The following is a 25,459-nucleotide window of genomic DNA, read 5'->3' on the forward strand; positions in this document are numbered from 1 at the left end:
TGTCAACGCCCGCCCGGACGGCATGAGCAGGACGGTCAGCGCGTCGGGGCGGCGCCCGGGTCGCCGGCGTCCGGCCGGCCGACACCGCCGACGCCGCCGATGCGGGCCGCCCCCGCGACCCGGCCCAGGGCCACCAGCGCGGCGCCGGTCGCGCCGATCTCCGGGTTGCGCTGCCACCGCACCGTACGCGGGACGAGCGCCTCGGCGAAGGCCGCCCGCCACCACGGCGAGGCGGTCAGCGCCCCGCCGCCGAGCACCACCTCCATCGGGTCGGCGACACCGGCCTCCAGCAGCGCGAGGTCGTCGGCGACGAGCCGGCACAGCCCACCCATCAGGCCGGCGAGGAGTTCGACGGCGGTGGTGCCGAAGCTCAACCCGCCCAACTCGCCCGACCCGGCCGGCGCCGTGCCCGGCGGCCGGTCGCCGCCGAAGCGGGGATTGACCCGCAGCGTCCGGGCGTCGCCGGCACGGCGCAGCGCGGCCTCCAACTCGTCGCCCTCCGGCAGCCGCAACTCGCGGTTCGCCCAGGCGAACAGGTTCCCGCCGCTGGAGTACGCCGCCCCGGTCACCACGTGGTCGTGGTCGACCCGGTACCGCCAGAGCTGGTCCGGCAGCGGCGGCAGCTCCGCGCCGGCCGGCACGGCCTGGATCACCCGGACCGCGGCGGACGTGCCGACGGTGACCGCGGCGCGGGACCCGTCGACGCAGCCGGAGCCCACGTTGGACGCCGCGCCGTCGCCCACCGGCGCCGCCCACCGCGCCTCGGCCAGTTGCGGCCAGCGCCGCGCGTGCTCCGGGTTCAACCGGCCGTGCCAGCCCGCCGGGGCCAGCGACGGCAGCCGTTCCGGGCGTACGCCGGCCAGCGCGCACGCCTCCGCGTCCCAGTCCAGGCGGCGCAGGTCGAGCAGGCCGGTGCCGGAGGCCAGCGATACCGACATGGGCGCGTCGTCGAGCAGCGCGCCGAAGACGTACTCGGCCAAGCCGACGAAGCGCGGGGACACGTCGCCCGCACGTTCCCGCAGCCACGGCAGTCGTACCGGCCAGTAGCAGCGGTGCCACCAGGTGCCGGTGCGCCGATGGTAGTCGTCCGGGTCGGCCGGGCCGGCGACCCCGACGGGCGGCGTCGGCCGGGTGTCCAGCCAGGTCAGCACCGGACCCGACGGGGTGCCGTCGGCGGCCAGCGGCAGCACCGAGTGCCACTGCGCGGACGTCGCCACCAGCCCGACCTCCCGCAGGTGCCCGCCGGCGGCCAGCTCGTCGAGGCACTCCACCAGGCAGGCCAGGTAGCGGGCGCCGTCCAGCGTCCCGGCGCCGTCGTCGCCGGTGGCCAGGCGCACCTTGCGACGGGCCAGCGCGCCCGGACGCGGTTCCGCGTCCGCGTCCAGCACCAGCCCGCGTACCGACGAGGTGCCCAGGTCCAGAGCGAGAATGTCCATCGCCGGTCAACCTACCCGGCGCCGGCGACGACTCCGATCGGGTTCCGCCGCCCGAGCGCGCATGGCGGGGCCGATCGCGGGTAGGCCGAAGGACGACCGGTGGTCCGGACGGGTTCGAGAGCCCCCGTCCGGCCACCGGTCACCCGCGTGCCGGGCCGGTCAGCCGGCCATCCCCCGCTTCAGCGCGGCCCCCATCAGCACGGCCCGCTTGGCGGTGAGCGCGGTGGCGGCCAACGCGACGTGGTCCGGGGCGACCTCACCGTTGTTGCTGGTGTGCGACGCGCCGTACGGGTTGCCGGCGACGAACTGGCTCTGGTCGGTGTAGCCGGGCGTCACCACGACGCCGCCCCAGTGGTAGAAGACGGTGTAGAGCGACAGCAGCGTCGCCTCCTGACCGCCGTGCGAGGTCGCGGTCGAGGTGAAGCCGGTGTAGACCTTGTCGGCCAGCGCGCCGTTGGCCCACAGCGGTCCGGTGGTGTCGATGAACTGCTTGAGCTGGGCGGCGATCATGCCGTACCGGGTGGGCGAGCCCATGATCACGACGTCGGCCCAGGACAGGTCGTCCGGCTCGGCCTCCATCACGTCCTGGGTCTCCAGCCGGTGCGCCTGCCAGCCCGAGTTCGACCGGATCGCCTCGTCCGGCGCCAGCTCACGCACCTTGCGCAGGCGCACCTCGGCACCGGCTTCCTCGGCCGCCTCGACCGCCGCCCGGGCCATCTGGTAGGTGATGCCGGTCGCGCTGTAGTAGATCACCGCGACCTTGACCTGGCCATCCATCAGAGCTTCTCCTTCGCGAGTTCGCCGGTGAGCTTCGGCGACTACCCGTTGGTTGCCACGTCAAACGTCGCGCGTGCCATGCTCGACCGGTGGAGATCCGTACCGCGACGGCAGCCGACTGGCCGCTGATCTGGCCGTTCCTGCACGACATCGTGGCCGCCGGGGAGACGTACACCTGGCCGCGTGACGTCAGCGAGGAGCAGGCCCGCCGGCAGTGGATGGCGACGCCGCCCGGGCGGACCCTGGTCGCGGTCGACCCGGACGGCACGGTGCTCGGCACCGCCCGGCTGGCGCCGAACCAGGCCGGCCCGGGCGACCACGTGGCCAACGCCGGGTTCATGGTCGCCCCCGCCGCCGGGGGCCGCGGCGTCGGCCGGGCGCTCGCCGAACACGTGCTGGACGCGGCCCGCGCGGACGGCTACCGGGCCATGCAGTTCAACGCCGTGGTGGCCAGCAACACCCGCGCGGTACGGCTGTGGCGGTCGTTGGGCTTCGACGTGGTCGGTCGGGTGCCGGAGGGGTTCCGCCACCCGACCGACGGGTACGTCGACCTGCTGGTGATGCACCGCCGGCTGGACTGACCACGGCTCAAGATTTGCGCAAGTTCGGCGGGCAACCGCTCTCCCGGCCGGCCGCGCCGGGGATCCTGGTCAGACCGGCGCCGGCCGACCGCCGCCCCGCGCCGGGAGCCTGAACGGGGGATCGCGCTCCGTCGGCAACGACGCCGGCGCAGCGCGATCAGGGGTGCCGTGGTCAGCGCCGGCGCAGCCGGGTACGGCTGAGGACCAGGTCCGCCGCGGCGGTGAACGATTCGACGGGTGACGTCACCCGGAGCTGGTAGAGAAGCGCCTCCGGCGAGTTCGTCCGGGTCCTCGCGAGATAGCCGTACTCGTCCACCACCTCGCTGTCGGCGCATTCGGCGAACGCGACGCAGGCGGCGATGCTCAGCACGTGGGAGGCGGGATCGTGCTGCGACGTCACCCAGACGAACACCCCGGCCTCCGGGTCGTCGACGCCCGGCAGGAACTCGCTGAGGCTCAGCAGCGCGCCGGCGCGCCACTCGGGAATCTCGAGAAAGAAGTCGATGTCGGCGCCGATGCCGGCGGGTTCGGCGACGCGGTCCAGGGCGTCCGCCGCCAGCGGCACCCCGGGCCCGCCGCGGCGGCGCTCCGCGGACGCCTCGACGACGCGGACGGGCGGCGGGGCGTCCGGCTGGCCGAGCAGGTCGGCCAGCCGGACGCTGGTGAGATCGACGGCCTCGTGGAGGGTGAACCGACGGTTCACCCGCAGGTGCCACTCGATCGCCATGTCGCAAACCCTAGCTACAGGACCCGGCGAGGCAGTGGATCCAGCCGGTGGCGGTCTTGATGTAGACCTCCTTCACGATGCCCTGCCGGGTGATGTCCCTGATCGCCGGCCCACCTTCGATGAAGCTCTGCAACCGGGCATGGTCGAGCTTGTCCGCCCGGACGTAGACGATCGCGTCGCGGTAGTTCGCGTTGCGCAGCTGGGACTCGGCCTTCGACAGGTGCTTGAGCACCGCGCTCGGGCTGACGCTGTCGGTGGCCTTCAGGCTGGTCGGTACGCCGTCCAGCCAGCCGTCGATGCCGGGGGTGTCCCGCACCGGCTGCCCCACGAACTCCTTGCCGCCGACGTGGTTGCCCAGCTCGTGCGCCTGGGCGATCTCCACGTCGTTCATCTTGCCGGTGTTGGTGACCTTGCAGGCGCTGGTGTTGTGCACCAGCGCCGACGTCCGGCCGACCCCGACGTAGTAGGTGTGCAGGTCGGCGACGGTCAGGTTGTGCACCCGCGTCGTCACCGTACGGCGGCTGACCTGCTCGACCTGCACCGACGTGCCCGCCGCCGTGCGCAGCCACTGGCCCCGGTGCAGCTCACCGGCGGACACCCAGGCGTTGCGCGCGGGCACCCAGAAGGGGTGGTTCTCGGTCGCGGTGACCGTCGCGGTCGCCCGGCCGGCGGCCCCGTCGACGTCCAACCGGACCCGGACGAGGTTCTTCTCCCCCTCGCTCTGGATGGTCCGGGTGATCTCCCTGGCCCCGGTCACCCGCCCGACCGGGTCGGTGGCCAGCACCCGGTCACCGATCCGCAGCTTCTCGATCGGTTTCCGGCTGCCGTCGGCCAGCAGCACCGGCGTGCCGGGCAGGAAGCTGCTCGCCTTCTTGCACGCCTTGCTGCCGAACTGGTACAGCTCGCGCAGCAGGTCCACGCCGCGTTTGCCGCCGCCGACCCAGCCGACCACCGGAATCATCCCGGCAAGCGACAGCAGCGCGCCCTCCGTGTCGCCTTCGAGATAGGCGATGAGCGCGTCCACCGCGTCGCACGGCTCCCCCACCACGGGGATGAACCCGCAGATCGTCAGCACGAGCTGCCCGACGAGCTTGCCCTCCTCGGCGTCCTTCTGGTCGAAGTACTTGACCACGCCCTCGCAGAGCGGACCGTGGCCCCACTGGATCGTGCACCAGTTGTCCTCGCGTTCGAGCGCGCCGAGCAACGGGTTGTGGCACATCCGGTTCAGGTGCATGTAGAGGTTGCACTCGACGCTGCCCGGGTCCGTCTGACCGGCCGTACGCCGGGCCTCGGCCTCCTGACGTTGCAGCGCCACCACGGCCTGGAACGCCTCGGTCGCCGCCTGCCGCGCCTCGGCCGCGCTCCGGCCGGCCTCCTCGGCCGACGCCTTCGCCCGCGCCGCGGACTGCTGCGCCGCCGCGGCGTAGTTGGCCGCACGCCGTTCCGACACGGTGGCCGCCGCCGCGGACTGCTGCGCGGCCTGCGCGTCACTGCGGGCCCGGGCCGCCGCGGCCTGGGCGGTCGCCGCCGACTGCGCGGCGGCGGCAGCGGACTGCTGGGCCGCCAGCGCGGACTGCTGCGCCTGGTCGGCGTAGCCCTGCGCCGCCGCGGCCGACAGCTCCGCCTGCCGGGCGTACTCCGCCGCCTCGGCCGCCGCCGACCGGGCCCGGGCCGCGGCCTCGGCCGCCCGGGCCGCGTCGACCCGCGCGGTGGCCGCGTTACGTGCCGCGTCGGCGACGAGCGCCCGGACCTTGGCCACGTGCGCCGCCGTCTCCTCGTCCCGGAGACGGGCCTTGTACTGGCCGGCGTCGATGAAGTGCCGGAGCGCCGCCCGAGGGCCGGAGAGCGCGATGGTCGCCGCGGCCTTCACCTCCGGGCCACCCGCGGTCATGATCTGACCGACCCGGATCCGGTCGTCCTGCTCCGCCGCGTCGTAGCGGCCGGACCGGAGGAACTCGTGCCGGTCCTGGTCGGTCCCGTTCAGCGCGGCCTGGGCGGCCGTCTTCATGGTGGACCCACCGGTGGTGATCAACTGACCGATGAGGATCCGGTCGTCGTCGGCCTTGCCCGGGTACGCCCGGGTGCGGAGGAACTCGCGCACCTGCGCGTCGTCACCGGCCAGGGCGGCCACCGCGGCGGTCTTCGCCGCCGGCTTCGTCGCGGTGTCCGCGAGGTGGCCGACCACCGCCCGGTCGTCCTGGCCGGCGGCCAGCGGCAGCTCGGTCGTCAGGAACGCCCGGACGTCCAGCTCCGAACCGGTGAGCGCGCGCTCGGCGGCTGCCCGGGTCCAGGTCCCCCCGGTGGCCAGCAGCCGGACGGCGACCCGGCGGCCGTTGGTCAGCACCACGTCGGCCGGCGCGTTCGGCGCGGTGGCCTCGGCCAGCCAGCGGCGGGTCTCCTCGTCCCGCTGGGTCTCCTGCGCCTCGTCCCAGGCCGCCTGCGCCAGGCGGGTCTCCTCCTCCTTGCGCTCGACCTCGGCGGCCATCACCCCCTCGGCCGTCATGGCCGCCAGCCGCTCGACGTCCGCCTGACGGGCCGCCGTCTCGACGTCCCGTGCCTGGTTGGCGTAGCTCTCCGCGGCCTCCGCGGCCTTCATCGCGTTGACCGCGTGCTGCGTGGCCATCGTCGCCGCGTAGGCCGCCTCCCCGGCGTGCGCGGCGGCGTCCTCGGCCGCCGCGGCGGCGTTGTCCGCGTGGGTGGCCGCCGCTCGCGCGGCGGACGTCGCCTGGCCGGCCGCGGTCGCCGCGCGCCGTGCCTCGGCGCTGGCCGCGTTCGCCGCCCGCTGGGACTCCTCCGCCTTGGCGCGGGCCCGGGCAGCCGCCTCCCGCGCCCGCGCCGCCTCGGCGGCGGACACGTTCGACTGGCCGGCCGCCTGCTCGGCCGCGTCGGCCGCCAGCTTCGCGTTGGCCGCCGCGCTCGCCGCCGCGGTGCCGGCGTTGCCGGCGGCGACGGAGGCACGCTGGGACGCCTCGGACGCGTCCGCCGCCTTCCGCGCCTGCTTCGCCGCGTCCCGGGCGATCCGGGCGGCGTCGCGGGCCTGTTGTGCCTTGGTGGCGTCCCCCGCCGCCTTCGAGGCCGCCGTGTTGGCGCGGGAGGCGGCGTTCCCGGCGAGCGCCGCCGCCTGCGCGGCACGGGCGGCGGACGCCGAGGCGACCTTCGCCGCGGAACTCGCGGCGTTCGCGGCGCCGATCGCGCGTTGCGCCGCCGCGGCGGCACGACCGGCGGCGGACGCGGCCCGCGCAGCCGCCGCCGCCGCGTCCTCCGCGGAGTCCTTCGCCGCCGCGGTCTCGGCCGCGGCACGCTGCGCGGCCTCCTTCGCGAGCCGGGCGGACTCCACCGCACGGTCGGCCGCCTGCTCGGCCTGGAGCGTCTCCTGCGCGGCGAGCCGGCCGGCCTCCTGGGACAGGTCGGCGAGCTGGGTGACGGTGAGCATCTCCTGGTCACGCGCGCGGGCCACGTGCTGCCCGTACAGCAGGAACTCCCGGATGTCCTCGGCCGTGCCGTTCAGCGCGGCCTGTGCGCCGGCCCTGACGTAGGGACCACCGCCGGTGAGGATCTGCCCGATCCGGATCCGGTCGTCGACTTCCCGGGCCTCGTACTGGCCGGTGCGGAGGAACTCGGTGATCGCGTCGTCGGTGCTGTTCAGCGCCGCCTGGCCGGCGCGCTTCACCTCGTTCCCACCGGCGTTGACGACCTGCCCGAGGCGGATGCGCTCGTCGACGGCGAAGGCGGCCTCCCATCCGCCGTTGAGGAACGCGCGGCGGTCCTCGACGGAACCGCTCAGCGCGGCCACCGCCGCCTGCTTCATCGTCGGGCCGCCCAGGCCCGCGTACTCCTCGACCCGGACCAGGTCGTCCTGCTGGCGAGCCGTGAAGTAGCCCTCGTCGAGGAAGTCGGCGACCGCGTCGTCGTCCCCGACGAGCGCCTCCGCCGCCGCTCGCTCCACACTCGAGCCGCCCGACTTCAGCAGGAGCAGCGCCCGGAGCCGGAGTTCACCCGGCTCCGTCTCGTCCGCCGCGTACGACGGGCCGGGCACGACGAGAAACGCGGCGAGCAGCGTCAGGACGAGGCTGACCGCCAGCCCCGCCCGCCTTCGCACCGCACTTGTCCGCCGGATGACACTGGGTCTTGCCGACACGGTCCCTCCCCTGGAACTGACGCGTCAGAGCAGCGAGCGCACGTCGCTGCGGATGGCGAAAAGGAGAGAGCCGACCTCGGCGTGCGAGGTCGGCTCCCGGTGGTGCGTCAGTTGGCGGTGGGGAAGCGAAGCTCGAGCACGGTCGCCGTGCCCCGGGCCTGTCCCTCGCCGACGGGCTGCCACTCGCCCGGGTCGACCTGCTCGGTCTCGACCACGGTCGGGTCGTCCTTGACTTCGACCTTCGCGTCGACGGTGTTGGTCGAGTCACCCCGGACGAAGTAGACCATGGGGATCTCCATGGTGAGGTAACCGCTGGCGCCCTTCGCCTTGAAGCAGAAGTTCTTGCCGGCGGGCAGGCTGAAATCGTTGCTCTGCACCAGGATCAGGTCGGCCGGCGGGTTGTTGGGAGTCGCGCCGCAGTCGGCCAGCACGATGTGCCCGTCGCCCTTCAGCAGCTTGATCCCCCGCTGGGTGAGCACCTGCGCGGCGCCCGGGTAGGTGAAGTCCTCCTCCAGGGAGGGCTGGGTGTCGACCGCGGCCGACGAGGACTGCTGCAGGGCCACAACGGCCAGACCGAGTGAGAGCGTTGCCGCGACGGCACCCGCCTTGAACGTGCGAGACGACACTCGCCATACCCCCGTATCGAGTGGAACAACAGCGGCGAGGCGACCACAGGTCGCCGCATCACCGAATGTCACCGCCAGCACACCTGGTGCCATCGGCGGCGGTGTCATCATTCCACAGGCCCATCGATGTGTGGGGGCGCCTCCGACGGGGGTCCGGCGTCCTAAGCTGACCGTCCACCTGTCGACGGGAGGCCCGCCGTGACCGTACGCCTCACCCGCGCCGAGGCGCTCGCGCTGCGCATGACCGGCCTGCTGCTGCGTCCGCACCCGGTCGCCCGGCCGGAGCGGGTGGCCGACGTGGTCGAGTGGTTCGGCGCCATGCAGGCCCAGGACGCGGCCAGCGGCCTGTGGTCGCTCGGCGTACGCCTGCCCGGCCGCACCCGCGACGACGTCCACGCGGCGCTGGAGCGGCGCGAGGCGTTGCGCACCTGGCCGATGCGCGGCACGGTGCACCTGGTGCCGGCGCGGGACGCGCACTGGATGCTGGCGGTGACCGGGGTCCGCGCCCTGGCCGGGTTGGCGGCCCGGTGGCGGCAGCTCGGGCTGACGCTCGCCGACGGGGACCATGCCGGCGACGTGCTCGGCGCGGCGCTGGGCGGGGGCGGCCGGCTCACCCGCAGCGAGTGCCTGGCCGCGTTGCGCGCCGCCGGGCTGGACACCACCGGTCAGCGCGGCTACCACCTGCTCTGGTACGCGAGCCAGCGCGGCATCACCTGCATCGCCCCGCACGTCGGCACCGAGCAGACGTTCGCGCTGCTCGACGAGTGGGTGCCCGACCCGCACCGCCCGGAGCGGGACGAGGCGCTGGCGTTGCTGGCCCACCGTTACGTGCGTGGGCACGGGCCGGTGACCCGGCACGAGCTGGCCCGTTGGAGCGGCCTGACCGTCACCGACGCGACCCGGGCCGTGGCGCTGGCCGGTGACCTCCTCGCCCCGGTCGAGGTCGACGGTGAACCCGCCGTGGTCGACGCCGCGCTGCTCGACACCCCCCGTGACCCGGTCGACGACCTGCACACGCTGCCCGGCTTCGACGAGTACCTGCTGGGCTACCGGGACCGTTCGCTGATGCTCGACCCGGCACACGCCGCCGCCGTGGTGCCGGGCAACAACGGCATGTTCCAGTCCACCGTGGTGCGTGGCGGCCGGGTGGTCGGCACCTGGCGGCGGACGCTGGGGGCGACCACGGTGACCGTGACGGTGCGGCAGCTCGTCCCGTTCGACGCCGAACTGCGCGCCCGGGTGGACGCGGCCCTGGCCCGCTACGCCCGCTTCCTCGGGCTGGCGCTGCGTCACTCCTGGTGACGCCGCGCGGTGCGGGCCGTCCGCCGCGACCGGCGGGCACGGTGTGCCGGCACGGCACGTCCGCCCGGAGACGGTGGAGGGGCCGACGGCACCCGCCCCCGGCCCCTCCACGCGGAGCGCTCAGTCGGCGAGCGCGCCGGCCGCCCGCCCCTCGTGCAGCGTCAGGTTGCGCCCGCTGCCCGGGTCGAACAGGTGGATCTTCTCCAGGTTGAACCACACCCGGCGGGACTCGCCCTCCCGCGCCGGCGACTCCGCCGACAACCGGGTGACCAGGCTGGAACCCGCGCCGGCGAAGTCGGCGGCGCCGGCGTCCGCGGCCAGCTCCTCCAGCTCGGCGGCGGTGGCCCGCTCCCCCTCCACGGTGAAGTAGACGTACTTGTCCGAGCCCATCGACTCGACGATGTCGACAGGCGCCTCGAACTCCAGGCCCCGGCGGCGGGTCTCGTCGTCGATCAACGCGGCGTCCTCGAAGTGCTCCGGCCGGATGCCGAGGATCAGCTCGCGGGGCGCGTCACCGGCCTCCAGCTCGCGGCGGACCCGCTCGCCGATCGGCACGTCGCCCAGCGCGGTCCGCAGCTTCCCGTCCTCCACCGCGGCGTGCACGAAGTTCATCGACGGCGAGCCGATGAACCCGGCGACGAAGAGGTTGCGCGGGTGGTCGTACAGCTCCTGCGGCGGGCCGACCTGCTGCACCGCGCCGCCCCGCATGATGACCACCCGGTCGCCGAGCGTCATCGCCTCGGTCTGGTCGTGGGTCACGTAGACGGTGGTGGTGCCGAGCTGCTTCTGCAACCGGGACACCACGGTGCGCATCTGCACCCGGAGCTTGGCGTCCAGGTTGGACAACGGCTCGTCCATCAGGAACGCCTTCGGCTGGCGCACGATCGCCCGACCCATCGCCACCCGCTGCCGCTGGCCGCCGGAGAGGTTGGCCGGCTTGCGGTCCAGCAGCGCGGTCAGCTCCAGCACCTTGGCGGCCTCGTCCACCTTCTGGTTGATGGTCTCCTTGTCCATCTTCGCCAGGCGCAGCGGGAAGGCCATGTTCTCCCGGACCGTCATGTTCGGGTAGAGCGCGTACGACTGGAAGACCATGGCGATGTCCCGGTCCCGGGGCGCCTTGTCGTTGACCCGCTCGCCGCCGATGCGCAGCTCGCCGTCGCTGATGTCCTCCAGCCCGGCGATCATGTTCAGGGTGGTGGACTTCCCGCAGCCGGACGGGCCGACCAGGATGACGAACTCGCCGTCGGCGATCTCCAGGTCGACGTCCCGCACCGCGGTGGTCCCGTCCGGGAACCGCTTGCTCACCTTGTCCAGCACGATGTCAGCCATTGTTGTCACCTATCCCTTGACTGCGCCGGAGGTCAGGCCGGAGACGATGCGGCGCTGGAAGAAGAGCACGAACAGGATGATCGGTACGGTGATCACCACGGCGGCGGCGCAGATCGCCCCGGTGGGGTCCTCGAACTGCGACTCGCCGGTGAAGAACTGGAGGGCCACCGGGACCGTGCGGGACCGCTCGGTCGAGGTGAGCGTGATCGCGAACAGGAAGTCGTTCCAGCAGAAGATGAAGACCAGGATGGCCGTGGTGAACACGCCCGGCGCGGCCAGCGGGGCGATCACCCGCCGGAACGCCTGCCCCTGGGTCGCGCCGTCCATCTTCGCCGCCTTCTCCAGGTCCCACGGGATCTGCTTGAAGAACGCCGACAGCGTGTAGATCGCCAGCGGCAACGCGAACGTGATGTACGGCAGGATCAGGCCGGGCCAGGTGTCGAAGAGGCCGAGCTGCCGTTCGATCTCGAACAGCGGCGACACCAGCGACACCTGCGGGAACATCGCGATCAGCAGGGAGACCCCGACCAGCAGCTTCTTGCCCGGGAAGTCCAACCGGGAGATCGCGTACGCGGCCATCGTGCCGAGCACCACCGCGATCGCGGTGGCGATCAGCGCGATGCCGATCGAGTTGACCAGGGCCCGGACGAACTGGTCGGTGTCGAAGATCGTCCGGTAGTTGTCGAGCGTCCACTCCCGCGGCCAGAAGTTGCCGTCCGTGAGCGTGCCCGGGGTCTTGAACGACAGCGAGGCGATCCAGAGCACCGGCACCAGCGCGAAGACGACGACCACGACGTCCAGCACGCCCCAGCGCAGCTTCGCCCGCGTGGTGGTTTCCACGGACATGTCAGCGCCTCTCCCCATCGTCGCTGCCGGGGGCAGCGGTGCCGAACAGCTTCACGAAGACGAACGCGATGATCGCCACGGTGATGAAGATCAGCACCGACATCGTGGAGCCGATGCCGAGGTTCAGGCCCCGGATCAGGTTGTTGTAGGCCAGCATCGACACCGACGAGGTCTCGTTGCCGCCGTTGGTGAGCACGAAGATGTTGTCGAAGACCCGGAACGCGTCGAGCGTGCGGAACAGCAACGCGACCAGGATCGCCGGCTTCATCACCGGCAGCATCACCTTGGTGAACCGCTGCCACGCCGTCGCGCCGTCGGTGGAGGCCGCCTTCAGCAGGTCCTCCGGCACCAGCGCCAGCCCGGCCATCAGCAGCAGCGCCATGAACGGGGTGGTCTTCCAGATCTCCGCCAGCATGATGATCGCCAGCGAGCTGGCCCGCTCGGTGAGCGGCGCGCTGCCGTCGAACAGGTTCGCCAGGTAGCCGGTGCCCGGCGTCCAGGCGTACCGCCAGGAGAACGCCGCGACCACCGTGACGATGCCGTACGGGATCAGCGCCGCGGTGCGGACGATGCCCCGGCCGACAAGCGTCCGATGCATGATCATCGCCAGGCCCATGCCGAGCACCAGCTCGATCGCCACGGTGACCACCGTGATCAGCATGGTCACCCCGAACGCGGTCCACCAGAAGTCGTTCGTCAGCACGGTGACGTAGTTCTCCAGCCCGACGAACTGGCGCTCGTCGGGGAAGCGCAGGTCGTAGCGCTGCAACGACAGCCAGATCGAGTACAGGATCGGGTACGCGGTGACCAGCACCATGACCAGCGCGGCCGGCGCGCACAGCAGCCAGCCGAGGCGACGCTCGGCCCGCTTGTTGTCGCTCAGCGGAGCGCGGGCGCCACGGCGGGCCCGCTGGGCGGGCACCGCGGCGTGCCTGGCGGCCGGCTGCTCCGCCTCGGCGGCGGCCTCCGCGCCGGCCGGAGTGGCGTTCACGCTCATGGCAGGACACCCTTCGACTCCAGCGCGTCGGCGATCGCCTTGCGCAGCTCGTCCGCGGTCCGCTCGGGGTTGATCCCCGAGGGCGGCGACAGGATCGCCGACATCACCGTGGAGATGCTCTGGTACGCCGGCGTCAGCGGTCGCACCGCCGGCTCCTTCAGCTCCTCCAGGATGGTCTCCTTCATCGGGTACGCCTCGGCCATCTCCGGGTCGTCGTAGACCGCCTCGATGGTCGGCGGCACGCCGTCGTTGACCGCGGAGAACTTCTGGTGCTCCGCGTTGCGGATGCACCGGGCCGCCTCGAACGACTCGGTCGGGTGCTTCGAGTACTTGCTCACCGCCAGGTTGACCCCGCCGATGGTCACCTTGCTCGGGGTGTTCGCGTCGATGCCGGGCACCCGCGCCCACTTGACGTCCTTGGCCAGCTCCGGGTTGGCCTCCTGCATCGCCGGGTACACGAACGGCCAGTTGACCTGGAACGCGCCGCCGCCGGACTGGAACTCCAACCGGACCGGGTCCTCGACCGCGTTGCTGAACGACGGTGAGGTCACGCCCGACGTGGCGAGCGTCTTGAGCTGCTCCAGCGCGCGTACGGTGCCGGCGTCCATGACCGCCTTCTTGCCGTCGTCGCTGAGGATCTTGCCGCCGGCGCTCTCGGCGAGCGTGTTGTAGAGCACCACCAGGCCCTCGTACTGGGCGCCCATGGTGAGCACCCGGTAGGGCTTGTTCTGCTCCTTGAGCTGCTGGGCCGCCGAGATCATCTCGTCCCAGGTCTTCGGCGGCTGCGACACCAGGTCGGCGCGGTACCAGAGCAGTTGCACGTTGGTGTTCTTCGGCGCTCCGTAGAGCTTGTCCTCGTACTTGGCGGTGTCCAGCGGGCCGGCGAGCGTGCCCTGCTCCACCTCGGCCTTGTCTTGGCCGGTCCACTCCCGGATCCAGTCCGCGCTGGCGAACTCCTGCGTCCAGGTGACGTCCAGGCCGAGCACGTCCATGCCGCTGTCCTGCGCCGCGAGCCGTCGCACCATCTGCACCCGCTGCTCGTCGGCCTCGCGCGGCAGCACCCGGTAGCTGATCCGGTAGCGCCCCTGGGCCTGCGCGTTGCAGTCGTCGACCACCTTCTGGAGGTTCTGCTCCGGCGGGTAGTACAGGTTGATCGTCGGCGTGCCACCGTCGCCGCCGGACCCGCAGGCGGCCAGCGGGGCCACCAACGCGAGCGCGGCGGCCGCCGCCGCCGCGCGTCCGGCCGGCCGCCGTGCGGCCGTGTCGGGGACTGTCGTCATCACCCTCCCCCTCTCTTCGGCGAGAGCCGGGGAGGTCACCCGTGCCCCGGCGCACGGCGAGACGGTCGAGGCACCGGCCCTGCGCCCGACGCCCCGGGCGTTTCGTGCGGCAGAACGTGCCCGACCTGCGACGAAGCGAAACATCACGGTCACGTGACGAGGACCGCCGCGCTGCGCGCCGACCCGTCCGCCCCTAGGTTGGGGGGATGGACGCCACCTTCTTCTTCGACCCGGTCTGCCCGTGGACCTGGCGCACCTCCCGCTGGCTCGTCGCCGTCGCCCAGGCCCGCGGGCTGACCGTCGAGTGGCGGGCGTTCAGCCTGGCCATCCTCAACGACGGGCGGATCGCCCCCGAGTACGCCGAGGCGATGGCCGCCTCCGGCCGGGTGCTGCGGCTGGTGGAGGCGCTGCGGGCGCAGGGCCGGCACGAGGACGCGGGGCGCCTCTACACCGAGCTGGGGGCGCGCAGCCACGACGCCGGGGACCCGCTCGGCGACCGGACCGTCGCGGCGGCGGTGGAGGCCGCCGGCGTGACGGACGCGGCGCCCGCGCTGGACGAGGAGCGCTGGGACGAGGCGGTCCGCGAGTCGCACGCGCTGGCGTACGGCTCGGCCGGCCCGGACATCGGCTCGCCGGTGCTCATGGTGCCGGACGCCGGCCGGGGCATCCACGGGCCGATCATCACCGAGGTCCCGGGCACCGAGGACGCGCTGGTCATCTGGGACTCGATGCTGCCGCTGCTGCGCCTGGACACGTTCCACGAGCTCAAGCGCGCCCGCCGCTGACGCGTTTTACGCGTTGTACGCTGAGCGGGTGACGGAGCGGGAGTACGCGTGGACCGACGCCGGCAAGGCCAGCGCGGCCCGGCACGACGTGTCCGAGCAGGAGGCGATCGACGCGCTCTATTCCCCGCAGCGGATCGAGAACCACATCGGGACGCTCCTCCTCGCCGTCGCCGGCCTGGCCGAGAGCGCCCGGGTGGTCATGGTGCTCTGCGAACGGATCGGAAAGGTCAGCAGTTACGCGATCCTGGCCGTGCGCCCCGCCACGCCCGATGAGGTCAAGCAGTGGATGGAGGGAACGCGATGAGCGCTGGCCGTGATCCGCGGGCGATGAGCCGCGAGGAGTTGGTCGCCTACTTCGACCGGGGCGGCGACATCTCCGAGTTGCTGCGGGACGCGACCCGGGGGCCCGACCTCGGGCCGACGCCCGCGCCGGAGAGCGTCCCGATGGTGGTGACCGGAGTCAGGCTTCCCTCGACGATCGTCCGGCAGCTCGACGAACTCGCCGGCAGCGACAAGGGCGGCCGGTCCGGTCTCATCCGCCGGGCGATCGACGAGTACCTGGCCCGACACGCCGGTGAGGCGGCCTGACCGGCGTCCCACCAGGTGAACGGCGAGACTACCGGGCGTGACCGGACTGGACTAGCGTTTCCCTAGCTCCGTGGCCCCGCGCGTCGCCACCGCCGTCGACCGCCGCCGGCTGTCCCCCACAGCCTGCTCGATCGGTGGGTTCTCCCGGGAACCGCCGCACCCGTGCGTGCCGGTTGGGCAGGATTCGCCCCGAGGAGGTGCCGTCGTGCAGGACACCCGCGCTCTCGCCCTGTCGTTCGAGGTGAGCGGCCTGCCCCCGGTCAAGACCGAGGCCCTGTCCATCTTCGCCGCCGGACACCGGCAGGCGACGAGGGTCCGCACCCTGCTCCAGGCCGCCTGCACGGCGGCCCAGCGCACCGGGTGGACCCCGCTCGCCGGGCCGGTCGAGGTGGACCTGACCCTGCGCTGCCCGCCCGGGCACCGGACCTCCGACGCCAGCACCCTGCTGGGCGGTGTGTGCGCGGTGCTCCAGGACAAGAAGCGGGTCTCCACCATCGGCCTCGCCCACCTCGGGGTGCTGGTCGACGTCGCACTCTGGTCCGACGACCGGCAGATCCGCCGGCTGTCGTACGTCGAGGAGCCGGCGGAGGACTTCTCGTACCTGGTCCGGGTGGCGGCCGTACCGACGATGGTTTGACCGACGGACGCGGTGGGGTACCGCGGACGCCGACGAAGGGAGCGCCGATGTCGGAGCCACATGTCACGCTCGACCCGAGCGGGCTCGATCCGGTGCAGCAGAAGCTGCGCGGCCCGTTGGAGGATCAGCTGACCTCGGCCCTGCAGGCGGCCACCGAACGGATCCGCGCCGGCTACGCGGGCGAGCCCGTGGAGGACGTCTGCCGGCGGCTGCTCGACGAGACCCGGTCCGGCCTACACCCCGACATCGCGGCCGGGTTCCAGCCGGACATGGACGAGTTCTGTCGGGTGGCGGTGGCGATCGTCCGGGGCGAGGCCGGCTGAGCCCGGCCCGCGCCGCCCCGACACGGGCGACGCGGCCGGTGGTCAGCCGCGCCGGACGTCGACGGAGACGACGTGGGCGCCGTCCGGGCGGGTGGACTCGCCCAACCGCACCGGCACCCGTGCGCCGCCCGGGGCACGCAGGCCGAGCCCGAAGCTCAGGTGGCCCTCGAAGTCGCCGGCCGCGGCCCAGCCGAGCAACGTCGGGTAGCCGACCGCGGCCGGCGGCACGTCGGCGGTCCGGCCGCCCCGCGCGTCGTGCGCCTGCGCCGGGAAGAACCGCACCGACAGGTAGCTCGTGCCGGGCAACTCGACCGGGGCGCCGCGGCCCTCGGTCACCACCTGCGGCACGTACCCGACCCGGTAGGACGGGACGGGCCCGCGGAACGCGAACGTGATCCGGCTGAACCCCTCGGCGGGGTGGTCGCCGACCTGCACCGACACCAGGACGGGCAGCGACCCGCCGGGCGCCGCGGTGACCGGTACCCGCACCGGGTGGGTGACCCGGGCGGACGTGCCGGGCACCCCCCAGCCCCAGGTCACCCGCCAGGGCCCGGCGGTCCCCTCGTCGGTCGACGTCGGTCGGGTGGCGGCCGGGGGCGGTGCGGCGGCCGTCGTGGCGGCCGGGGCCGACGTGCTGGCCGGGGCGGTGGTCGGTGGCGCCGGGGGCGCGCCGTCGTGGCCGGTCGTCGTGCAGGCCGCCGCGAGCAGCACGACCAGGCCGGCGAGCAGCGGTACGCGCTGGATAGTCATGGTTCAGTGTCGCTCCGTGACCGGCCGGCGCACCAGGGGTGTGCCGCAGCGGCCCGGACGGGTCAGGACCGGGTCCGCAACTCCCCGGCCCTGACCCCGGTCGTCCGGAAGTGGTAACGGCGCACGCCGCGGGAACACGGCGGGCGCGGCACGACGCCCACGCCGGGCTCCAGACGGCGAGCCGCTCTGCCCGCACTCAGCTCCACGGTGCTCTTACCACCGGACTCCGGTGCGCCCCCGACTCACCCCGACGAGGCGTGGACGCCGGCTCAGGTTAGGCGCGTCCGCGCAGGTCGAACAAGCTTCGACCGGGGCGACCGGCTGTGATTGATGTCTATGTCGAAACGCGGCATGTCGACGTAACAGGGTCAGCCGGGCCGACGCTGTTCGTCTTCGAGACGCCGGTCGCGCTCGGCCCCGCGAACCGGCGCGGACCGGGCCGCCGCCGCGCCGGCGATGAGCGCCAACCCGCCGACGTGCAGCGCGCGTACGCCGGCCGGCCCCGGCACGGTGGCCGCCGGCAACCCGGGCAGCGACAGCGCTCCCAGACCGGTGACCGTCAGGGCGACCCGCCAGAACACCAGCGGGTTCGTCGCCGGGGCGGGCGGGGCTTCGCCGTCGAAGATCTCGCCGTCACGGGCCGCGCGGATCGCCAGCGCCACCACCAGCAGTCCGCCGCCGCCACTGGCGAACACGTCCGCGAACTGGAACCAGTACAGCCCGGTCAGGCCGTGGAAGTCGGCGATGCCGAGCAGCCGCGGCAGGCGCTCGCTGTGGCTGACCCGGTCCCACCCGACGTGGCTGAACGCGCCGATCAGCGCGGAGCAGACCGTGACCTGCCAGGGGTGCCGAACGCCGGCCAGCCCGACGTACCGGGGCCAGCCGAACAGCCGGGGCGCGGGCAGGTGCACGGCGATGCCGGCGACCACCCGGCGGGCGATCCAGGCGTACCCGAGAGCGACCGGCAGACACCACCAGAGCAGCCCGCCGAGCGTGTGGGTGCGCATCCCGAGGTCAAACCGGGTGCCGGTGAACAGGTAGCCGACGTCCGGCGCGACCGCGCCGGTGGCCAACGCCACCCCGTCGAACCAGCGCGGTCGCCACAGCTTCAGCGGCAGCACCGGCGCCAGGTGCGACGGGAACGTGAGCGGCACGGTCCGGACGTTACCGGCCGGCTCAGAAGTGCCGGGCCAGGTCGGGAAAGGCGGCGAGTCGGATCACCCGGGGGTCGGACGGGTCCAACTCCTCGTGCTCCAGCACCCAGGTGTTCTCGTTCGGGATGAAGACCGCGTTCATGCCGGCGGCCCGCGCGGGCAGGATGTCCGAGCGCGGCGAGTTGCCGATCATCCAGGCGACCGCCGGGTCGAACGCGTGTTCGCGGGCCAGCCAACGGTAGGTGGCGACGTCCTTCTCCGGCACGATGTGCGCCGCCCGGAAGTGGTGCAGCAGCCCACAGGCGTCGAGCTTGCGCTGCTGCTCCTCGCGCTCGCCCTTGGTGAGCAGCAGCAACTCGTGGCGGGTGGCGAGGTCGTCGAGCGTCTCCGCCACGCCCGGCATCAGCTCGACCTGGTGGCCGACCAGCGCGGCGGCGAGCTGCTCGATCTCGCGGCGTTCCCGTTCGGTGGCGGGGCGCTCCCGTAGCTTCTCCAGGCACTCGCCGAGACTGCGCAGGAAGACCTTGCTGCCGTAGCCGTGCGCCACCGCGTTGGCCCGTTCCACGTCGTCGAGCACGGCCCGGAGCTGCGCCCGGCCCAGCGTCGGGTGGTCCAACCAGGTGAGGAAGTCCTCGATCACGCGCTCGAACAGGACGTTGTTCTCCCAGAGCGTGTCGTCGGCGTCGAAGACCAGCACCGATCGCATCGCACCTCCCCCGTCGCGGCCCCGCACACCCTACGTGCAAGGCGGGGCCCGCCTCCCGCCGGACGGACCGCGCGGACCGGCCGATCGTCGACCGGCGCGGAGCGGCTGCCCGACTGTGGATCGCCTGCTCCGGCGGGATGCTTCGACCATGACTCCCGCACCCGCCCCACCCCCTGCGCAGCGGGTCCGGCACCGGCGACGCACCGCCGTCGTCGTGGCGGCCACGCTCGCCGCCGGCGGCGCGCTGCCGACGGCTCCGGCCCTCGCCGTCAACGCCACGCACACCACCGTGGTCAGCGCCCGGCCGGCGGCCTGGACGCCGCACGCGCTCGACGGCACCGTGTACCGGATCCTCCAGATCGGCGACCGGGTCTACCTGGCCGGCTCGTTCACCAAGGTGCGCAACGCGAACACCACCGCGCAGCTCGCGATGCCCCGGCTGGTGGCGTTCCACGCCGAGACCGGCCGGATCGACACCACGTTCAAGCCGGTGGTCAACGGCACGGTCAAGGCGCTCGCCGCCTCGGCGGACGGCCGCTCGCTCTATCTCGGCGGCGCGTTCACCACGGTCAACGGCGTGGCCGCGCCGCGGGTGGCCCGGATCGACGCGGCCACCGGCGCGCGCGTCGCCGGGTTCGCCCCGGCCGCGCTCAACAACCAGGTCAACGACATGCGGCTGGTCGGCAACCGGCTGCTCGTGGGCGGCGCGTTCCAGACCGTGGGCGGGGTGACCCGGCGCGGCCTGGCCGCCCTGAACGCGACCACCGGCGCCGCCGACGCCTCGGTCGACCTGCGGCTGGACGGCGCGCGGGTCACCTCCTCCGGGGCCACCTCGCCGGTCAAGGTGGAGGCGCTGGACGTCTCCGCCGACGGCGGCCGGCTGGTCTTCGCCGGCAACTTCAGCACCGTGTCCGGCGCGGCGCGACACCAGCTCGCGGTGGCCGACCTGAGCACCACCGGCGCCACGCTCTCCGGCTGGGCCACCACGCGCTACCAGCCGCAGTGCGCCAAGACGATGCCGGCCTACCTGCGCGGGGTGGACATCTCGCCGGACGGCGCCTGGTTCGCGGTGGTCACCACCGGCGGCCCGTTCCCCGGCACGCTCTGCGACACCGCGGCGCGTTTCGAGTTCGGCGCCGCCACCGCGGGCAAGCAGCCGACCTGGGCCAACTACACCGGCGGCGACACGCTGCTGTCGGTGGCGGTGACCGGCGCGGCGGTCTACGTCGGCGGACACCAGCGCTGGCTGGACAACCCGTCGGGGCGCAACTCCGCCGGCCCCGGCGCGGTGTCCCGGCCCGGCGTCGGGGCGATCCACCCGACCACCGGCAAGGCGCTGGCGTGGAACCCGACCAAGGACCGTGGGGTCGGCACCGCCGAGCTGTACGCCACCGACCGCGGCCTGTGGGTCGGCAGCGACACGGTGACCGTGGCCGGCGAGTACCACGCCCGGGTGGCGTTCTTCCCGCTGGCCTGACCGGGCCCGGCGGCGACGGGCGCGGGGCTCAGCGGCGCAGCGTGAGGATCAGGTCGGCGACCAGTGCCGTCCACCCGGTCTGGTGCCACGCGCCGAGCCCCGCGCCGTTGTCGCCGTGGAAGTACTCCGGGAAGCAGATCAGGTCCCGCCAGTCCGGGTGGGTCTGGAACAGCTGCGCCGCGCCGTAGATCGGTCGCCGCCCCCACCCGTCCCGGGTGAACAGCGAGATCAGCCGCGCCGACAGGTCGTCGGCGATCTCGTCCAGCGTCCGCTTGACCCCCGACCGGGTCGGGTACTCGACCTGGAGACCGTCGCCGAAGAACGCGGCGTGGTCGCGCAACGCGGTGATCAGCAGGAAGTTCGTCGGCATCCAGATCGGGCCGCGCCAGTTCGAGTTGCCGCCGAACAGGCCGCTCGTCGACTCGGCCGGCTCGTAGCCGACGCTGAACTCCTGCCCGCCGAGCGTGACCGTGAACGGCTTGTCCAGGTGGGCGCGGGACAGCGTGCGCAGGCCGTACTCGGAGAGGAACTCGTCGGTGTCGAGCATCCGGGCCAGCAGCCGCACCACCTGCTCCGGGCCGACCATGGACAGCAGCCGCTGCTGGGTGCCGTCCGGGCCGAGCCGGCGGGCGCCGATCACGTCGGCGTACTCGGGGCGGTTGGTGAGGAACCAGCGCAGCCGGGCGCCCAACTCGGGGAGGCGGCGCATGGTGCGCGTGGTGAGCCGGGTGACCGCGGCCAGCGGCAGCAGCCCGACCACCGAGCGGACCTTCAGCGGCACCTGCGTGCCGTCGGCCAGCCGCAGCACGTCGTAGAAGAACGCGTCCTCGGCGTCCCAGAGCCCCTGGGAGTACGCCGCCGCGGCGATGTACGCGAAGTGCTCGAAGAACTTCGTCGCGGTGTCCACGTACGCGCGGTCGTGCTCGGCCAGCACGATGGCCATGTCGAGCAGGTTGAGCGCGTACATGGCCATCCAGCCGGTGCCGTCGGACTGCTCCAGCGTGCCGGCCACCGGCAGCGCGGCCGAACGGTCGAACGGGCCGACGTTGTCCAGCCCGAGGAAGCCGCCCTCGAACACGTTGTTGCCGCCGGTGTCCTTGCGGTTGACCCACCAGGTGAAGTTGAGCAGCAGCTTCTGCATCACCCGGGCGAGGAAGTCGTGGTCCCGGGCGCCGTCGATCTCGAAGACCTTCAACGCGGCCCAGGCGTGCACCGGCGGGTTCACGTCACCGAACGCCCACTCGTACGCCGGGATCTGCCCGTTCGGGTGCAGGTACCACTCGCGGAGCAGGAGCAGGATCTGCTCCTTGGCGAACCCGGGGTCGACCCGGGCGATGGTGACGCAGTGGAAGGCCAGGTCCCAGGCCGCGTACCAGGGATATTCCCACGGGTCCGGCATGGAGAACACGTCGAAGCTGGTCATGTGCCACCAGGCGCTGTTGCGCCCGTGCCGCCGGCCGGCCGGCGGCGGCGCCGAGCCCGGATCGCCCTCCAGCCACCGCTTGACGTCGAAGTGGTAGAACTGCTTGCCCCACATCAGCCCGGCGATGGCCTGGCGGGCGACAAGCGCCTCGTCGGCGGTCGCCGCGGCCGGGATCAGGCTGTCGAAGAACCGGTTCGCCTCGGCGCGCCGGGCCCAGAGCACGGTGTCGAACCCGTCGCCCAGGTCGGCCGCGGCGGGCGGGTCGCCCGCCGGGGGCGGCGCGGTGCGGGTCAGCCGCAGCCGGATCCGCCGCTGCCCGCCGGCCGGCACGTCCAGCACGTAGTGCAGCGCGCCCTTGGTGCCGACCCGCTCCGGGTTGACGGTGGCCGCGCCGGCCACCACGTGGTCGTTGATCCCGTCCTTCGGGTACGCCGACCGCCCGGGCAGCCCCCACAGCCGCTCGGCGTTGGTCTCGTTGTCGCACAGCAGCGGCGTCGGCTCGCCGTCGCCCTCCAGCAGCACCTGGCCCAGCACCCAGTGCTCGCCGACCAGCCGGGAACCGGTGCCGCGCAGCTCGGGGACCCGGTCGGCGCCCGGCAGGCCCCACGCCCAGGTGTTGCGGAACCAGAGCGTGGGCAGCACGTGCAGGGTGGCGTCCTCCTCGCCCCGGTTCGCCACGGTGACCAGGATGCACATGTCGGTCGGGGACGCCTTGGCGTAGTCGACGGTCACCGCCCAGTACCGGTCGTCGTCGAAGATGCCGGTGTCCACCAACTCGTACTCGGTGTCGTCCCGGCCGCGCAGCGCGTTCACCGCGACCAACTCGTCGTACGGGAAGGCGGCCTGCGGGTAGTGGTAACGCCAGCGCATCCAGGAGTGCGTCGGCGTGCTGTCGAGATACCACCAGTAGTCCTTGGCGTCCTCGCCGTGGTTGCCGCCGTCGCCGCCGAGGCCGAACATCCGTTCCTTGAGGATCGGGTCGCGTCCGTTCCACAGCGCCAGCGCGAAGCAGAACGTCTGCCGGTCGTCGCAGACGCCCGCCATGCCGTCCTCGTTCCACCGGTAGGCTCGGGACCGCGCATGATCGTGGGGGAAGTAGTCCCAGGCCGTGCCGTGCTCGCTGTAGTCCTCCCGTACCGTCCCCCACGCCCGTTCGGACAGATAGGGGCCCCATGCGCGCCAGTCCTGCTCCCCGGCATCGGCCTGGGCGAGCCGGTGCCGCTCGGGGTCGGGGGTCGCGGAGGTCGGGCGGTCGGTGATCACCCGCACATCTTCGACGCCGCCGGAGTACTTCTCCACAGCGGCCATTGTCGTCGTGGTCTGTCACACCTCGCTGCCGGTGGAGGAAAGTTGATCGACATCCGTTTCGGCCCGCAGCTCTGCGGGACGCTGTCCGCCGCCGCCGGGCGGGAATGGCTGGTCACGGACGGGCGCGGCGGCTACGCCACGGGCACCGTGGCCGGGCTGCGCACCCGGCGGTACCACGGTCTGCTGGTGGTGCCCGGCGAGACACCGGCGTCCCGCAAAGTGGGACTCGTGAGCCTCGACCCGGCGGTGACGCTGCCGTCCGGTCGCCAGGTCCGGCTCGGCGCGCACGAGTGGAACTCCGGCGTGGTCGACCCGCGCGGCTTCGAGTTGCTGGAACGCTTCGACCTCACCGACGGGGTGCCGCGCTGGCGGTGGCGCATCGGCGACGTGGTGATCGAGCGGGAACTCGCCATGACGTACGGCCGGTCCTGCGTCGCCGTGGTCCACCGGCTGGTCTCCGGCGGCCCGGTCCGGCTGGACCTGGCCGCGGCCTGCACCTGGCGGGACGCGCACGGCGAGCGACGGGCCGACGGTCCCGTCCCCCGGCTGGAGCCGGTGGCCGGCGGCGCGGTGGTCGACGGCGCGTTCCGGCTCGCCGGGCCGGACTGGACCCCGGAGGGCCAGTGGTGGCTCGGCGTCCACCACCGGGCGGAGGCGGCCCGCGGCCTGAGTCCCGACGAGGACCTCTGGTACGCGGGCCGGTTCTCCGGCGCGCTCGACGAGCCCGGCGCGACGGTGACGGTGCTGGCCTGGGCGGACGATCTGGCCGAGGAGCCGCCACCGGCGACCGCCGTGGTCGAGGCGGCCCGGCGGCGCAGCCGGGCGGTGGTGGCCGCCGCGAAGCCCGCCGACGCGGTCGAGGCGACGCTGGCGCTGGCCGCCGACGCGTTCGTGGTCCGCACCGCCACCGGCCCGGACGTGGTGGCCGGCTACCCCTGGTTCGGCGCCTGGTCGCGGGACACGATGATCTCCTACGAGGGGTTGTTCCTCTGCGCCAACCGGGCCGACGAGGGCCGGGAGCTGCTGCGCGCGTACGCGGGCACGCTGAGCGAGGGCATGTTGGCGAACACCGCCGACACCGGCCGGGTCGAGCACAACACGGTCGACGCCACGCTCTGGTTCCTGCACGCGGTGAGCCGGCACGTCACGGTCACCGGCGACACCGACCTCGGCGACGAGTTGCTGCCCGCGCTGCACGGCGTGATCGAGGCACACGTCGCCGGCACCCGCTACGGCATCGGCGTCGACCCCGCCGACGGGCTGCTCACCCAGGGCGGCCCGCCGGACGTGGCGCTGACCTGGATGGACGCCCGCGTGTACGGGGTGCCGGTGACCCCGCGTACCGGCAAGCCGGTCGAGGTGAACGCGCTGTGGATCAACGGGCTGGCCGGGCTCGCCGAGTTGACCGAGCTGGCCGGCCGGGACGCCGGCGCGCTGTGGACGCTGCACTCCCGGGCCACCACCTCGTTCCGCGACCGGTTCCCCGCACCGGCCGGTTGGCTGCACGACGTGGTGGACGCGCCGGCGCCCGCGTACCCGCTCGGCGGCGCCCCGCACCACGACGACGACCTGCTGCGCCCCAACCAGCTCCTCGCCTGGTCGTTGCCGTTCGCGCCGCTGGAGCCGGACGAGGCCACGCTGCGCCGGATCACCGAGGCGTTGTTCACCCCGCTCGGGCCGCGCAGCCTCGCCCCCGACTCCCCCGGCTTCACCCACCGGCACCGGGGCGGCCCGGCCGAGCGGGACGCCGGCTACCACCAGGGCACGGTCTGGCCGTGGTTGACCGGGCCGCTGCTCGACGCGTACCGGAAGGCGGGCCTGCCCACCGCGGACCTGCTGGTCGGGCTGGAGGGGCACCTGGTCGAGGACGGCCTGGGTTCGGTGAGCGAGACCGCCGACGGCGCGGCCCCGCACACCGCCACCGGTTGCCCGTTCCAGGCCTGGTCGGTGGCGGAGCTGCTGCGCGCGCGGCGAATGCGCCGGTAACGCGTTACAGACCGGCAACCGGCGCGTCTCCGCCGGTTAGCGACCCCTGGGCAGGATGGGCCGCGACCCCGCCGGCGCCCGCGCCGACGGTTCGGGGACGTCCACAACTCAAAGGGGGCCGCGTGTCAGCTGACGCCGAAGTGATCGACATCCAGCCCGCCCGGCGCCTGCGGGTGCTGCTGCTCTCCTGGGAGTACCCGCCGGTGCTCGTCGGTGGCCTCGGCCGCCACGTGCACGCGCTCTCCGTCGCCCTGGCCGCCGCCGGGCACGAGGTCACCGTGGT

At 73.5% G+C, this 25,459-nt stretch carries 23 protein-coding genes; 10 read left to right on the forward strand and 13 right to left on the reverse strand.

Going from position 1 to position 25,459, the window contains the following annotated elements:
- Positions 1-35 precede the first annotated feature (35 nt).
- Positions 36-1,436: an FGGY family carbohydrate kinase gene (locus tag AB0B02_RS30870; RefSeq protein WP_357306386.1), complete on the reverse strand. Its 1,401-nt coding sequence runs from the start codon at positions 1,434-1,436 to the stop codon at positions 36-38.
- 159 nt (positions 1,437-1,595) lie between these two features.
- The gene (gene wrbA, locus AB0B02_RS30875) at positions 1,596-2,213 is read right to left on the reverse strand and encodes an NAD(P)H:quinone oxidoreductase (RefSeq protein WP_281938840.1); all 618 of its coding nucleotides are present in this window, start codon (positions 2,211-2,213) and stop codon (positions 1,596-1,598) included.
- Positions 2,214-2,302: 89 nt separating this feature from the next.
- Here wrbA and AB0B02_RS30880 point away from each other — a divergent pair, with 89 nt between their 5' ends.
- Positions 2,303-2,794, forward strand: coding sequence for a GNAT family N-acetyltransferase (locus AB0B02_RS30880; RefSeq protein ID WP_357306389.1), 492 nt, complete (start codon positions 2,303-2,305; stop codon positions 2,792-2,794).
- A 172-nt stretch (positions 2,795-2,966) separates the two neighbouring features.
- Here AB0B02_RS30880 and AB0B02_RS30885 read toward each other — a convergent pair whose 3' ends face one another.
- From AB0B02_RS30885 to AB0B02_RS30895, 3 genes are all read right to left on the reverse strand, one after another.
- Complete coding sequence (locus AB0B02_RS30885) at positions 2,967-3,521, reverse strand: hypothetical protein (RefSeq protein ID WP_357306392.1); 555 nt, start codon at positions 3,519-3,521, stop codon at positions 2,967-2,969.
- Positions 3,522-3,531: 10 nt separating this feature from the next.
- On the reverse strand, positions 3,532-7,620 hold the full coding sequence (locus AB0B02_RS30890) for a polymorphic toxin-type HINT domain-containing protein (RefSeq protein WP_357306395.1): 4,089 nt from the start codon (positions 7,618-7,620) through the stop codon (positions 3,532-3,534).
- Between the two features lie 146 nt (positions 7,621-7,766).
- Positions 7,767-8,222: a hypothetical protein gene (locus AB0B02_RS30895; protein WP_281938832.1), complete on the reverse strand. Its 456-nt coding sequence runs from the start codon at positions 8,220-8,222 to the stop codon at positions 7,767-7,769.
- A 261-nt stretch (positions 8,223-8,483) separates the two neighbouring features.
- Here AB0B02_RS30895 and AB0B02_RS30900 point away from each other — a divergent pair, with 261 nt between their 5' ends.
- Positions 8,484-9,587, forward strand: coding sequence for a winged helix DNA-binding domain-containing protein (locus AB0B02_RS30900; RefSeq protein WP_357306398.1), 1,104 nt, complete (start codon positions 8,484-8,486; stop codon positions 9,585-9,587).
- A gap of 120 nt (positions 9,588-9,707) precedes the next feature.
- On the opposite strand, the gene ugpC is transcribed toward AB0B02_RS30900, so the two are convergent.
- From ugpC to AB0B02_RS30920, 4 genes are read right to left on the reverse strand one after another with little or no spacing between them, the layout of a single operon-like run.
- Complete coding sequence (ugpC, locus tag AB0B02_RS30905; protein WP_281938828.1) at positions 9,708-10,916, reverse strand: sn-glycerol-3-phosphate ABC transporter ATP-binding protein UgpC; 1,209 nt, start codon at positions 10,914-10,916, stop codon at positions 9,708-9,710.
- 9 nt (positions 10,917-10,925) lie between these two features.
- Positions 10,926-11,762 (reverse strand): carbohydrate ABC transporter permease, encoded by an 837-nt coding sequence (locus AB0B02_RS30910; RefSeq protein WP_357306401.1) that lies wholly within the window; start codon positions 11,760-11,762, stop codon positions 10,926-10,928.
- A 1-nt stretch (position 11,763) separates the two neighbouring features.
- The gene (locus tag AB0B02_RS30915; protein ID WP_107156912.1) at positions 11,764-12,759 is read right to left on the reverse strand and encodes a sugar ABC transporter permease; all 996 of its coding nucleotides are present in this window, start codon (positions 12,757-12,759) and stop codon (positions 11,764-11,766) included.
- On the reverse strand, positions 12,756-14,039 hold the full coding sequence (locus AB0B02_RS30920; RefSeq protein WP_281938823.1) for an ABC transporter substrate-binding protein: 1,284 nt from the start codon (positions 14,037-14,039) through the stop codon (positions 12,756-12,758). Before AB0B02_RS30920 ends, AB0B02_RS30915 begins: the two co-directional genes overlap by 4 nt.
- Before the next feature lie 206 nt (positions 14,040-14,245).
- On the opposite strand from AB0B02_RS30920, the gene AB0B02_RS30925 reads away from it, so the two are divergent.
- From AB0B02_RS30925 to AB0B02_RS30945, 5 genes are all read left to right on the forward strand, one after another.
- Entirely contained in the window at positions 14,246-14,824 is a 579-nt protein-coding gene (locus AB0B02_RS30925; RefSeq protein WP_281938821.1) for a DsbA family protein, read from the forward strand.
- Between the two features lie 28 nt (positions 14,825-14,852).
- Entirely contained in the window at positions 14,853-15,128 is a 276-nt protein-coding gene (locus tag AB0B02_RS30930) for a hypothetical protein (protein ID WP_281938818.1), read from the forward strand.
- A complete protein-coding gene (locus tag AB0B02_RS30935; protein WP_281938816.1) occupies positions 15,125-15,412 on the forward strand; it encodes a ribbon-helix-helix domain-containing protein in 288 nt (95 codons plus the stop codon). Before AB0B02_RS30930 ends, AB0B02_RS30935 begins: the two co-directional genes overlap by 4 nt.
- A gap of 205 nt (positions 15,413-15,617) precedes the next feature.
- Positions 15,618-16,049 carry a hypothetical protein gene (locus tag AB0B02_RS30940; protein ID WP_281938814.1) on the forward strand — a complete coding sequence of 144 codons (432 nt, stop codon included), beginning with the start codon at positions 15,618-15,620 and terminating at the stop codon, positions 16,047-16,049.
- A 47-nt stretch (positions 16,050-16,096) separates the two neighbouring features.
- Positions 16,097-16,372: a hypothetical protein gene (locus AB0B02_RS30945; protein WP_281938811.1), complete on the forward strand. Its 276-nt coding sequence runs from the start codon at positions 16,097-16,099 to the stop codon at positions 16,370-16,372.
- A gap of 42 nt (positions 16,373-16,414) precedes the next feature.
- Here the strand turns inward: AB0B02_RS30945 and AB0B02_RS30950 are convergent, their stop codons facing one another.
- From AB0B02_RS30950 to AB0B02_RS30960, 3 genes are all read right to left on the reverse strand, one after another.
- The gene (locus tag AB0B02_RS30950; RefSeq protein WP_281938810.1) at positions 16,415-17,122 is read right to left on the reverse strand and encodes a hypothetical protein; all 708 of its coding nucleotides are present in this window, start codon (positions 17,120-17,122) and stop codon (positions 16,415-16,417) included.
- Between the two features lie 368 nt (positions 17,123-17,490).
- Entirely contained in the window at positions 17,491-18,276 is a 786-nt protein-coding gene (locus AB0B02_RS30955) for a DUF4184 family protein (protein WP_357306408.1), read from the reverse strand.
- A 22-nt stretch (positions 18,277-18,298) separates the two neighbouring features.
- Positions 18,299-18,982, reverse strand: coding sequence for an HAD family hydrolase (locus tag AB0B02_RS30960; protein ID WP_281938807.1), 684 nt, complete (start codon positions 18,980-18,982; stop codon positions 18,299-18,301).
- Positions 18,983-19,130: 148 nt separating this feature from the next.
- On the opposite strand from AB0B02_RS30960, the gene AB0B02_RS30965 reads away from it, so the two are divergent.
- Positions 19,131-20,459 (forward strand): hypothetical protein, encoded by a 1,329-nt coding sequence (locus tag AB0B02_RS30965; RefSeq protein ID WP_357306412.1) that lies wholly within the window; start codon positions 19,131-19,133, stop codon positions 20,457-20,459.
- A 28-nt stretch (positions 20,460-20,487) separates the two neighbouring features.
- Here the strand turns inward: AB0B02_RS30965 and AB0B02_RS30970 are convergent, their stop codons facing one another.
- On the reverse strand, positions 20,488-23,190 hold the full coding sequence (locus AB0B02_RS30970) for a glucosidase (RefSeq protein WP_281938804.1): 2,703 nt from the start codon (positions 23,188-23,190) through the stop codon (positions 20,488-20,490).
- 42 nt (positions 23,191-23,232) lie between these two features.
- On the opposite strand from AB0B02_RS30970, the gene AB0B02_RS30975 reads away from it, so the two are divergent.
- A complete protein-coding gene (locus tag AB0B02_RS30975; protein ID WP_357306416.1) occupies positions 23,233-25,176 on the forward strand; it encodes an amylo-alpha-1,6-glucosidase in 1,944 nt (647 codons plus the stop codon).
- A gap of 122 nt (positions 25,177-25,298) precedes the next feature.
- On the forward strand, positions 25,299-25,459 hold a 161-nt coding region (locus AB0B02_RS30980; RefSeq protein ID WP_279616575.1), incomplete at its 3' end, for a glycogen/starch synthase.

Source organism: Micromonospora sp. NPDC049240 (assembly GCF_040647835.1).
In the GTDB taxonomy this organism is placed as follows: Bacteria; Actinomycetota; Actinomycetes; order Mycobacteriales; family Micromonosporaceae; genus Micromonospora.

Excerpts from the sequence above, each read along its gene's own strand:
- AB0B02_RS30970 (WP_281938804.1), bottom strand. The coding sequence starts at position 23,190 with ATGGCCGCTGTGGAGAAGTACTCCGGCGGCGTCGAAGATGTGCGGGTG.
- AB0B02_RS30910 (WP_357306401.1), bottom strand. The coding sequence starts at position 11,762 with ATGTCCGTGGAAACCACCACGCGGGCGAAGCTGCGCTGGGGCGTGCTG.
- AB0B02_RS30885 (WP_357306392.1), bottom strand. The coding sequence starts at position 3,521 with ATGGCGATCGAGTGGCACCTGCGGGTGAACCGTCGGTTCACCCTCCAC.
- AB0B02_RS30960 (WP_281938807.1), bottom strand. The coding sequence starts at position 18,982 with ATGCGATCGGTGCTGGTCTTCGACGCCGACGACACGCTCTGGGAGAAC.
- AB0B02_RS30965 (WP_357306412.1), top strand. The coding sequence starts at position 19,131 with ATGACTCCCGCACCCGCCCCACCCCCTGCGCAGCGGGTCCGGCACCGG.
- AB0B02_RS30945 (WP_281938811.1), top strand. The coding sequence starts at position 16,097 with ATGTCGGAGCCACATGTCACGCTCGACCCGAGCGGGCTCGATCCGGTG.
- AB0B02_RS30935 (WP_281938816.1), top strand. The coding sequence starts at position 15,125 with ATGAGCGCTGGCCGTGATCCGCGGGCGATGAGCCGCGAGGAGTTGGTC.
- wrbA (WP_281938840.1), bottom strand. The coding sequence starts at position 2,213 with ATGGATGGCCAGGTCAAGGTCGCGGTGATCTACTACAGCGCGACCGGC.
- AB0B02_RS30920 (WP_281938823.1), bottom strand. The coding sequence starts at position 14,039 with ATGACGACAGTCCCCGACACGGCCGCACGGCGGCCGGCCGGACGCGCG.
- AB0B02_RS30925 (WP_281938821.1), top strand. The coding sequence starts at position 14,246 with ATGGACGCCACCTTCTTCTTCGACCCGGTCTGCCCGTGGACCTGGCGC.
- ugpC (WP_281938828.1), bottom strand. The coding sequence starts at position 10,916 with ATGGCTGACATCGTGCTGGACAAGGTGAGCAAGCGGTTCCCGGACGGG.
- AB0B02_RS30915 (WP_107156912.1), bottom strand. The coding sequence starts at position 12,759 with ATGAGCGTGAACGCCACTCCGGCCGGCGCGGAGGCCGCCGCCGAGGCG.
- AB0B02_RS30870 (WP_357306386.1), bottom strand. The coding sequence starts at position 1,436 with ATGGACATTCTCGCTCTGGACCTGGGCACCTCGTCGGTACGCGGGCTG.
- AB0B02_RS30950 (WP_281938810.1), bottom strand. The coding sequence starts at position 17,122 with ATGACTATCCAGCGCGTACCGCTGCTCGCCGGCCTGGTCGTGCTGCTC.